Genomic DNA, 10,571 nt, shown 5'->3' with positions numbered 1-10,571 from the left:
AGTCTAGCGAACAAACTCAACCACAACCGATTCTCGACAATCTCGAAGTTACAGAAGCACCAGAGTCTAGCGAACTTTCTGTATCCGAACCGCCTCCAGTTCCAGATTTTCTGCCAATCGCCAAAACAGAAGAGTCTAGCGAACAAACTCAACCACAACCGATTCTCGACAATCTCGAAGTTACAGAAGCACCAGAGTCTAGCGAACTTTCTGTATCCGAACCGCCTCCTGTTCCAGATTTTCTGCAAATTGCCAAAACAGAAGAGTCTAGCGAACAAACTCAACCACAACCGATTCTCGACAATCTCGAAGTTACAGAAATAGTAGAGTCTAGCGAACTTTCTGTATCCGAACCAATTACACAAACACCAGAGTCGATCGAACAAACTTTACCACAATCCGAATCAACTACAGAAACACCAGAGTCTAGCGAACAAGCTTTACCACAATCGCAAGCTGTGGTAAAAAAACGACCACTTAAAAAAAAGCCACAACCAAATAGCAATTCTCAACCAGAACAGCCACCTGTTAGCAGAAAGCGAGAAATCGAAAGAAAACAAAAAAGCGACGACAGCAAAACACCACCAGCAAGCGACTCAGAATGAACCAATTACCAACGACCAACTACCCATTCCCAAATTTTAAATATTAGCAATGATTAGTAATATTGTCGCAATCTACCGCAAAGAACTGCAAAGCTATTTTGCATCACCATTAGCATACGCCATCGCAGCCGTCTTTTGGCTGATTACCGGCTACTTTTTAATTGCCATTCTCCTCGCCCCCGACGGGTTAATTCCCCAAATCGCCCAGCGAGATCAAATGGGAATTACCGAACCTCCCATCGACGTAGCCTACGAATTTCTGCAACTCTTCCTCCGCATCATGGGTTCCCTTTCACTGTTCGTACTACCCGCACTCTCAATGGGACTTTACGCAGAAGAACGCAAACGCGGCACCTTAGAACTTTTAGCAACATCCCCCTTAACAAACTGGGCAGTTGCTACCGGCAAACTCCTCGGAGTTTTAACATTTTATACCACAATGTTGCTGCCCCTGCTCTTCTGCGAGGCGATCGCCCTCAGTTCCTCAACCCCACCCGTACCTCCAGGCGTACTCCTACTAGGACACGGCGGCCTCATCCTCCTAGCAGCAGCAGTATTGTCCCTAGGAATGTTTATTTCCTCCCTCACAGACAGCACAATTTTATCAGCCATCCTCACCTTCGCTCTAGTATTATTTCTGTGGGTGATAGACGCCGCCGCCGTCGCTATTAGCGGCCCCTTCGGAGCAGCATTAGGACAGTTGTCGCTCCTAACACATTACACCAATCTTGTCAAGGGAGTTTTCGATACCAGCAGTTTAATTATGTTTGCCAGTTACATCATTCTAGGAGTATTTCTCACCGCTCAATCCATCGATGCCTTGCGATATCAGCGTTCTTAGAAGCAGAAGGAAAAGGGAAGAGAGAAGGACAGAGACCGAGATTCAAAGAGGGACAACCAATTACCATTACCAATTCCCAATTCCCAATTCCCAATTCCCAATGACTGCTGACTAATGACTAATGACTGATGACTAATGACTGATGACTAATGACTAATGACTAATTACCAATGTTGAATTCTACAAAGTACCTCAAACAATGAGATTTATAAATCCCAAAATAGACTTTGCGTTCAAAAAAATATTCAGTTTCAGCGACAGCAAAGACATCCTGATTAATTTTTTAAACGCCATCCTTTACGAAGCACATCCAGTCATCGAAGACTTAGAAATAATCAAATCCCAACCGGGAAATAAAACTTTCGGAGTAGACACACAGCTAGATGTCAAAGCCACAATTAACGGCGACCGAATCGCCCTAATTGAAATCCAACTGATCAACGTGCCTTCCTTCGGGGAAAGAGTTTTGTACAACGCTGCCAAAACCTACAGCCTGCAATTAACAGGAGAAGAACGCTACGAAAGACTAAAAACAGTAATTTCCTTAAAAATTGCCGACTTTGAAATGTTTGAAAATCAGCCAGATTTTATGACCAGGTTTGTTTTCAAAGAAAAAGAGCAACAGTTTGATTATCCAGATACTGAAATAGAATTAGTATTTATCGAACTGCCAAAATTTAGCAAAGAATTAGCGCAATTAGAAACCACCGCCGACCAGTGGATTTACTTTCTCAAAAACACCAGCAATCTGGATTCAGTACCAGAAACACTGAAGGCTGTTCCCGAAATTCATAAAGCTTTGATAATCGCCAGCGAGGAGAACTTCAATCAGAAAGAATTAAATGAATTGCACAACCAAGAAATGTGGATACAAGACCAGCAGATTGCCATAGATTTAGCCAAAGACCAGGTGACAAAAACCGCTCAACTATCCTTGATTTTGCGTCAAGTCGTGCGGCGTTTAGGCACAATTCAACCGGAAACAGAAAACTGCATCCGTCAATTAGGTGTGGAGGAATTAGAAGAATTAGGAGATGCCGTGCTGGATTTCAAACAGCAGTCAGATTTAACAGCATGGTTGCAGGCTAATGCAATATGAATAACATTCTAGAACCGGAAAATATTCACCCCATATTTATCTTATGAAAATTAGCAAAAAAAATTGGAAATATATTTTTTGGCTGGGCCCTGTTCTCACCGCAGCGGGGGTAACAGCAAGACTTGTATCCGGAGCGTGGGAACCCCTGACAGTCGGTCTAGTTATTGCCGGAACAGTGACGATCGCACTTGGGCTGCTATATTTAACTTACGAACAAGGCTTTTGGGGGCAGCGTTCAACCCAAGCCGGCACCAACGCCCTAATTGCTACCGCCGCAGTCTTTGCGATTCTCGCAGTAATTAACTTCATAGCATTTCGCTATCCCCTCCGCATCGACTTAACCGAAAGCCAACAGTTTACCCTCGCCCCCCAGACTCAACAAATACTGCGAAACCTCCAACAACCAGTCAAAGTGTGGGTATTTGACCCAATTCAAAATCCCCAAATTAAAGAATTGCTACAAAGCTACAAACGCGAAGGAGGCGAAAAGTTCCAATTCGAGTTTGTGGACCCGCAAGCGCAACCGGGAAAAGCCAGGGAATTTAGCATTACCAGCATCGGAGAAGTTTACCTGCAATCCGGCGACAAAAAACAGGCGCTGCAAAAAGGCGGCACAGCTTTTGGTAGCGACCCAAATCAAGGTCTTTCAGAGATTAAACTTACCAATGGCTTAGAAGAAATTCTCAGCACTCGCGTTCCTACAGTTTACTTTTTGCAAGACAAAGGAACCCGCCCGCTGACAGAAGGTCAAGGCGGAATTCAGCAAGCTCAAAAAGCTCTGAAAGACAAATACTATAACGCCCAAACGCTGAATTTGACCGAACGCCAAGAAGTACCCGAAGATGCAGATGCTTTAATTATTGCTGGGCCGGAAAAACCGTTTATCGATGCAGAAATTAAAGCGCTAAAAGCTTATCTCGATCGCGGCGGCAGTTTATTCTTAATGGTAGACCCGGCAATTAATACCGGATTGGACAAATTTCTGCAAGAATGGGGCGTAAAACTAGACACCCGTTTGGTCATCGATGCTTCCGGTACCGGTCAAAGATTCGGCCTGGGCCCGACGGTTCCCACAGTCAGGCGCTACGGCGACAATCCGATTACTAAAAGTTTCGGCACCGGCATTTCATTTTATCCGTTTGCGCGTGCTTTGGAAACCTCGCCAGTAGTAGGGATAGAGGAAAAACCGCTGCTGTGGACGAGTCAGGAAAGTTGGGCGGAAAGCGATTTGACGACTAAGAAATTGGAGTTCGATCCGAAGACCGATCGACAAGGCCCGCTATTATTAGGTGTAGCTTTAGTGCGGGGTTCTGAAAGCACTCCCTTAAAATCCTCACCCTCGCCTTCACCATCCCCAACAGCTTCGCCATCGCCGACAGATTCACCATCGCCGACAACTTCCCCATCCCCAACAGATTTACCATCTCCGACAGATTTACCGACAACTTCCCCATCCCCAACAGATTTACCAACAGATTTACCATCCCCAACAGATTTACCGACAACTTCACCATCTCCAACCGATTTACCATCTCCAACCGATTTACCGACAACTCCACCATCTCCGACAGATTTACCGACAACTTCGCCATCTCCAACCGATTTACCGACAACTTCGCCATCTCCGACAGATTTACCGACAACTTCGCCATCTCCGACAGACTCGCCATCTCCAACAACTTCGCCGACAGCTTCCCCGATTAGCTATTCGGTGATTGTCTCCCAAGAAGCTACGCCTCCAGTATTACCGACGACTTCCCCAACACCCACAACATCTCCCACACCATCTCCGAACCCAACCGCAACTCCTTCTGTACCATCAGATTCTCAAAAAACAGCACGAATGATAGTAATTGGCACATCTCAATTTGTGACTAACGGTTGGTTTGAACAACAACTCAATAGCGACGTGTTTATCAACTCTGTCAGTTGGTTGAGTAAACCTGACCAGCAAAGCTTTTCTATCAGTCCGAAAAAAGCTACCAACCGCCGCATTAATATGACTGTCGTTCAAGTAGGATTGTTGGTTTTAGCTTGGCTAGTTTGGCCCTTACTCGGACTGGTAATTGGCGGCACTATCTGGTGGAAGAGAAGATGATGAAGAGTCATTAGTCCTTAGTCATTAGTCATTGGTCATCAGTCAGTAGTTGTTAGTTATTAGTTAAGCTGTTGTGCATTCAAATTGTATGTTTAGGGCGGGCTTTCCTGCCCTAAACATACTCCCCACAAGAGTGAAACTGTATTTTACCGTGCAATTGAAATGCGGATTAGCTGATTAGTTACTTGTTATTTGTTCTTTACTAGCAATTAACAATTACCAATCCCTCCGCTTCGCTGGGCCCAATTACCACTGCTCTTCGGCCCAATTCCCAATCCCTCCGCTTCGCTCCGCCCAATTCCCAATTCCCAATTCCCTGTTTGCCCAATGCCCAATTCCCAGTTATTATGAAATTGCAGAAAAATACATTTGTATTGATAGCCGTCGCGCTCAGCATGATTGGGTTAGTTTCTTTGTACGAGACGCAGGTGTCTCCGAAGCAGGAAGCGGCGAAGGAAGAAAAACAGAAAATTTTTACTTTTAAGTCCGATCGCATACAATTCTTTACAGTAAAAACTCCGGAAAAAATCTTGACTTTTGAACGAGTTTATGCTATAAAAGGAGGCAATTCTAGCTGGGAAATGAAATTGCCGGTGCAAGCGCACGCGAGTCAGGCTTCGGTGGATTTTTTGCTAGACAGGCTGGCAACAGGAAAGAGCGATCGCACGATTAATATCACCGCTGCTCAACTCCCAGAATTCGGTCTAGACCAACCCCAAGCTACAGTCACAGTCAAGCTGGACAATCAGGAAACTCACCGTTTAGTTTTAGGCAAAACAGACTTTAGCGGCCGCTTCTTGTACGCTAGAGCCAATCCGCCGGAAGCGCCACCTCAAAATTCAGCCGAAAATTTGCCCGTGCTGCTAGTGCCTTTTGACTTTAAAAATGCTGTCAATCGACCTTTGTCAGAATGGAAAAAAGCAGAAGCACCCAAACCAGAGAAATCGCCAGCACCCTCTCCTACTCCAAGTCCTGAGAATCAATAGTTGGGGAGTCGATCTGAAATGCTGTACCATTCTCAATAAGCCTTTTATGAACAGGCTCTCTGGCCTGTGAAGCGAGAAAATGCACTCTTTGTGGAACAGGCCAGAGAGCCTGTTGCTGAGAATGGTGCACTCTGAGATAAAATCTAAAAAACAAATCCCAAAACCTGTTACATCGAACATTCCTCGCCTAAAATACAGAAAAGTCTAAAGTTAAACTGTATTCAAGCGGCGTGCATTAACCCCAGGAAAGGGCGAATATGTTTCAGACAGCACTCAACCAAGGTACGACAGCAACGGATACAGCGCTTGACGTTGAACTCCGCAAGGTCTTTAAAGTATTTAACGGCGAAACCGCAGTCCGCGGAGTTGACATCAGCATTCGACAAGGAGAATTTTTTAGCATTCTCGGCCCCTCCGGCTGCGGTAAGACTACGACGCTGCGTTTAATCGCTGGCTTCGAGACTCCCTCGGCGGGCGAATTGATGATTCGCGGCCAGTCGATGACCAACACTCCAGCTTACCGCCGTCCGGTAAATACCGTGTTTCAAAGCTACGCTTTGTTCGGACACATGAATGTCTGGGACAATATCGCTTTTGGATTGCGGATTAAAAAATTGGGGAAAGCGGAAATTGAAGAACGGGTAAAAGAAGTTTTGCAATTGGTGAAAATGGAATCTTTCGCCAATCGGTTTCCCGGTCAAATGTCGGGCGGCCAGCAGCAGCGGGTGGCTTTGGCGAGAGCTCTGGTAAATCGACCGGCGGTTCTGCTTCTGGATGAGCCCCTCGGTGCTCTGGATTTGAAGTTGCGGAAGCAGATGCAGTTGGAACTGTCGAATTTGCATCAAGAATTGGGCTTGACTTTTGTGATGGTGACTCACGACCAAGAAGAGGCGATGAGTCTGTCAGACAGGATTGCGGTGATGCACGAGGGCAGGATCGAGCAAATCGGTTCTCCTGAAGAAATTTATGAGTGCCCGCAGACGGCTTTTGTGGCGGATTTTATTGGGGATACGAATTTGTTTTCTGGTACGGTGGAGTCGATCGACCGATCGACTCTCACAGTTAGCACCTCGGCAAATCTGAAAATAATCGTTCAGCAGTCAGATATGTGGAGCGGCGTCACAGGCGACTCTGTGGTGGTCAGCGTCCGGCCAGAAAAAGTGTACTTGAATCTTTACCAGCCGGAAGTTTCGGTCAACTGTTTTGAAGGGCGGCTCAAAAATACAATGTACATGGGCACGCACGTTCATTACGTGGTTGAGTTGTCGTCGGGCGATAAAATTACGGTGCGCCAGCCAAATACCGGCGGTTCTTTCCCAGACCAGAACACGCCGATTTATGCTTGCTGGGGAACTACTGATTGCCTTGCTTTGGGCGATAGAAAATAATTAGTTAGTTGTCAGTTGTCAGTTGTTAGTTGTTAGTTGTTAGTTGTTAGTTGTTAGTTGTTAGTTGTTAGTTGTTAATTGTTAATTGTTAGTTGTTAGTTGTTAATTGTTAGTTGTTAGTTGTTAGTTCCAATAACAGATAACCAATAACAGATAACCAATAACAGACAACAAATAACAGATAACAAATAACAGATAACCAATAACAGATAACCAATAACAGATAACAAATAACAGATAACAAATTACCAATCTTAGAATCTGTGCCTCCGACAAATCTACCAATTTCCAGGATTTTCCCGGCTAATTCCACGCGCCGTCAGTTCCTAAAAAATTCGGCGGCGACAATTTCCGGGTTAGCCCTTTCGAGTTGCGGCTGGCGGCTGGCAGACGTACAATCTGCTCCTCCCGTCCAAGGTTCTGCCGACCAACTTTTCATCTATACTTGGGCTGGCTATACTGATAAAGCTTTGCTCGATCGCTTTGCCGAAAAAACAGGCATTCGCGTAGTAGCCGACGTGTTTAGTTCCAACGAAGAAATGCTGGCTAGAGTTCAAGCCGGCGGCGGCCGCGCCTACAGCATCATTTACCCGTCTGACTACATGGTGGTTCAGATGACAGAACTGGGGCTGTTGGCTCAATTAGACCACTCGATTTTAGGCGGAATCGACCGGCTAAAAAAACAGTTCCAAAACCCTGTCTACGACCCAGGAAACCGCTACAGCGTCCCTTTGAGTTGGGGAACCACAGGCTTGATTTACAACAGCGAACAACTCAAAGAAGCTCCGGTCGATTGGAACTATTTGTGGCAACACAAACAAGAGTTAGCCAGACGAATGACGCTAGCCAGCGATGTTCGAGAAGTCATGGGCGCTGCGTTGCGGATGCTTGGCTATTCCCTGAATTCTACGAACCCAGAGCAAGTCAAACAAGCTTACGAAAAGTTGGCGGAACTCAAACCCGCGATCGCATCTTTTACCACAGATGCTTGGCGACCGCAAATGCTGACTGGCGATTTGAAGGTAGCCATGTGTTATTCTTCTGATGCTAATGAAGTAATTCCAGATAACGATAAATTGAAATATGTCGTCCCCAAAAGCGGTTCTTCTTTGTGGACAGACACTTTAGTAATTCCCAAAGGTGCTCCCAATCCCGAAGCAGCTTATAAATGGATTAACTTTATGCTGCAAGCCGATATCGCTGCTTCCTTAGTAGAACGGCTCAGTTTTTCAACTGCTTCGGAAGATGCTTTTAGTTTGCTGGCACCGGAAGTCCGCGAAAATGAAATTCTCTTCCCTCCGGAAGCTGTTTTGAAAAATTGCGAAGGTGTGGCTCCGGTAGGGAAATTTATGGAAGTGTACGATCGCTATTGGACTAAATTAACCAGCGGCTGATTGTGACTCTCCGGGCGGGTTTTACACAGAATGTCTGACTCTCACCCAAATTTTACACAAACTCGCCCCCGCACAGCCGATCGCCCACTCTATCCGTATTATATCCGCGTTAATTCGCGTTCATCAGCGGTTAAAAACTCAAAATAATTGATCTATGGCTGTTTCTACCAAAGCTCCCCCTCCCATTCCTCCCAATTCTCCCTTGAAGGCAGAAACTGTCTCCCCGTGGTCGTCCTGGGCGGGCCCGCTAGCATTGCTCGGCCCTTCTGGCTTGTTCCTAGTTTTATTATTAGTAATACCAACTCTGGTGATTTTTCAGCTTAGTTTGGTGCCAAATATTAAGCCGGGAGATTTGGTGAATCCTTCGGGAATCGGCAACTACCTGCGAGTGTTTGAACCGCTGAATTTGCAGGTGATGGGTCGATCGCTCTTTTTCGCAACTGGAACTACCATACTCTGTTTGGTGCTGGGATTTCCCGTCGCTTACTGGATAGCCCTCAATGTCTCGCCCAAGTGGCGGAATTTAACATTATTGGGCTTTGTGTTGCCGCTGTGGACTTCTTCGCTGTTGCGATCGTATGCTTGGATTACAATACTGCGTCCTACGGGCGTTCTCAACTCGCTCCTAGCCCTTGTAGGCATCCCTCCTCTAGAATTGTTAAATCAAAGTTCCGCCGTCCTCATCGGCATGGCATACAGCTATTTGCCTTATATCGTAACAATTCTCTACGCTTCTTTGGAAAAGCTCGATCGCAGATTGCTAGAAGCATCTCAAGATTTGGGCGCGAATCCAGTAGAAACTTTCTGGAAAGTGACAGTACCTCAAACCATGCCGGGAATTGCAGCAGGCTCTTTGCTAGTATTTATTAGCTGTCTGGGCGATTTTGTCGATCCCGAATTGCTGGGCGGGGCTTCCAGCATGACAGCAGCTCGTTTGATTTACAATCAGTTTTTGGGGGCGACTCAAAATTGGGGGCTGGGTTCGGCTCTGAGTATGGTATTAATTTTTGCAGTGAGTATCGGAATTGCCCTTTTGCTCAAATATGGCGATCGTAATGCAGTTTAGTCAGTAGTTATTGGTTATTGGTTATTTGTTATTTGTTATTGGTTATTTGTTATTGGTTATTGGTTATTGGTTATTGGTTATTTGTTAGTTCCAATTCCCAATTCCCAATTCCCAATTCCCAATTCCCAATTCCCAATTCCCAGTTCCCAATTCCCAATTCCCAATTCCCAATTCCCAATTCCCAATTCCCATTACCAATTCGCGATTAAAGAGACATGGAAAATCCCACCAACAATCCACAGGAGGAAATACCACCCGATATGTACTTAAAACCTAAATTTAAAATTTCTTGGCAAGTCATATTTGCCATCTCGATGTTTTTTTATATGTACCTGCCCATTTTGGTACTCACATTTTACAGCTTTAACAAATCGCGTTTTAGCGCAGGCTGGGAAGGATTTACCTTAGATTGGTACGTTAAATTATTTAGCGATACGCGGATATTAATTGCCCTCAGAAACAGTTTAACCGTCGCTATTTTTGCAGTTGCAATCTCGGCTGTACTCGGAACTTTAATGGCCGTTGGTTTAGCTCGCTACCGCTTTCCGGGCAAGAGTTTATATCAGGGAGTTTCCTACTTGCCAATTATTATTCCAGATATTGCCAGCGCGGTTGCTACTCTGGTATTTTTAGCAGCGCTCGCTATTCCTCTGAGTTTGTGGACAATTGTCGCCTCCCACGTTGTATTTTGTCTGGCTTACATCGCTCTAGCTGTTTCTACTAGATTGGCAGATTTAAACCCATATTTAGAAGAGGCTGCCTTAGATTTGGGTGCAACACCTTTTGAGGCTTTTATTCAGGTTTTGTTACCTCAATTAATACCTGGCATAGTTTCTGGTTGTCTGCTATCTTTTGTCCTCAGCATGGACGATTTTTTGATTGCGAGTTTCACCGCAGGTAGCGGGACTACAACTCTGCCGATGGAAATTTTTAGCCGGATTCGGACAGGGGTGAAACCTGATATTAATGCTCTGAGCGTGCTGTTGATAGTCGGTTCGGGAGGATTGGCGTTTTTAGCGGAATATTTGCGCGGCCGCAGCGACCAAAAACGGGCTCGTTAGTCAGTTGGCAGTTGGCAGTTGGCAGTTGGCAGT

Annotated in this window: 8 protein-coding genes and 1 pseudogene; all 9 read left to right on the top strand. The window is 45.6% G+C overall.

The genetic code is table 11. The features are described 5' to 3' along the window. Window positions 1–605: pseudogene (locus WBA89_RS27695) on the top strand (sulfate ABC transporter ATPase); the annotation flags it as partial. A 40-nt stretch (window positions 606–645) separates the two neighbouring features. After that, a complete protein-coding gene (locus WBA89_RS27690) occupies window positions 646–1,446 on the top strand; it encodes an ABC transporter permease (protein WP_424410846.1) in 801 nt (266 codons plus the stop codon). A 199-nt stretch (window positions 1,447–1,645) separates the two neighbouring features. Next, window positions 1,646–2,545, top strand: coding sequence for an Rpn family recombination-promoting nuclease/putative transposase (locus tag WBA89_RS27685; protein WP_424410845.1), 900 nt, complete (start codon window positions 1,646–1,648; stop codon window positions 2,543–2,545). Window positions 2,546–2,588: 43 nt separating this feature from the next. Then, a complete protein-coding gene (locus WBA89_RS27680; RefSeq protein WP_424410844.1) occupies window positions 2,589–4,643 on the top strand; it encodes a Gldg family protein in 2,055 nt (684 codons plus the stop codon). 347 nt (window positions 4,644–4,990) lie between these two features. Further along, window positions 4,991–5,629: a DUF4340 domain-containing protein gene (locus WBA89_RS27675; protein ID WP_424410843.1), complete on the top strand. Its 639-nt coding sequence runs from the start codon at window positions 4,991–4,993 to the stop codon at window positions 5,627–5,629. Window positions 5,630–5,886: 257 nt separating this feature from the next. Then, window positions 5,887–7,017 carry an ABC transporter ATP-binding protein gene (locus tag WBA89_RS27670; protein WP_424410842.1) on the top strand — a complete coding sequence of 377 codons (1,131 nt, stop codon included), beginning with the start codon at window positions 5,887–5,889 and terminating at the stop codon, window positions 7,015–7,017. Window positions 7,018–7,280: 263 nt separating this feature from the next. Further along, window positions 7,281–8,411 (top strand): ABC transporter substrate-binding protein, encoded by a 1,131-nt coding sequence (locus tag WBA89_RS27665; RefSeq protein WP_424410841.1) that lies wholly within the window; start codon window positions 7,281–7,283, stop codon window positions 8,409–8,411. 154 nt (window positions 8,412–8,565) lie between these two features. Next, the gene (locus tag WBA89_RS27660) at window positions 8,566–9,477 is read left to right on the top strand and encodes an ABC transporter permease (protein WP_424410840.1); all 912 of its coding nucleotides are present in this window, start codon (window positions 8,566–8,568) and stop codon (window positions 9,475–9,477) included. Window positions 9,478–9,692: 215 nt separating this feature from the next. Then, complete coding sequence (locus tag WBA89_RS27655) at window positions 9,693–10,538, top strand: ABC transporter permease (RefSeq protein WP_424410839.1); 846 nt, start codon at window positions 9,693–9,695, stop codon at window positions 10,536–10,538. The last annotated feature ends 33 nt before the right edge of the window (window positions 10,539–10,571 follow it).

The sequence above is a fragment of the Microcoleus sp. genome (assembly GCF_049646505.1).
GTDB lineage: Bacteria > Cyanobacteriota > Cyanobacteriia > Cyanobacteriales > Microcoleaceae > Microcoleus.
This window is presented reverse-complemented; position numbering and strand designations above follow the sequence as displayed.

Excerpts from the sequence above, each read along its gene's own strand:
- WBA89_RS27655 (WP_424410839.1), top strand. The coding sequence starts at position 9,693 with ATGGAAAATCCCACCAACAATCCACAGGAGGAAATACCACCCGATATG.
- WBA89_RS27675 (WP_424410843.1), top strand. The coding sequence starts at position 4,991 with ATGAAATTGCAGAAAAATACATTTGTATTGATAGCCGTCGCGCTCAGC.
- WBA89_RS27680 (WP_424410844.1), top strand. The coding sequence starts at position 2,589 with ATGAAAATTAGCAAAAAAAATTGGAAATATATTTTTTGGCTGGGCCCT.
- WBA89_RS27685 (WP_424410845.1), top strand. The coding sequence starts at position 1,646 with ATGAGATTTATAAATCCCAAAATAGACTTTGCGTTCAAAAAAATATTC.
- WBA89_RS27670 (WP_424410842.1), top strand. The coding sequence starts at position 5,887 with ATGTTTCAGACAGCACTCAACCAAGGTACGACAGCAACGGATACAGCG.
- WBA89_RS27660 (WP_424410840.1), top strand. The coding sequence starts at position 8,566 with ATGGCTGTTTCTACCAAAGCTCCCCCTCCCATTCCTCCCAATTCTCCC.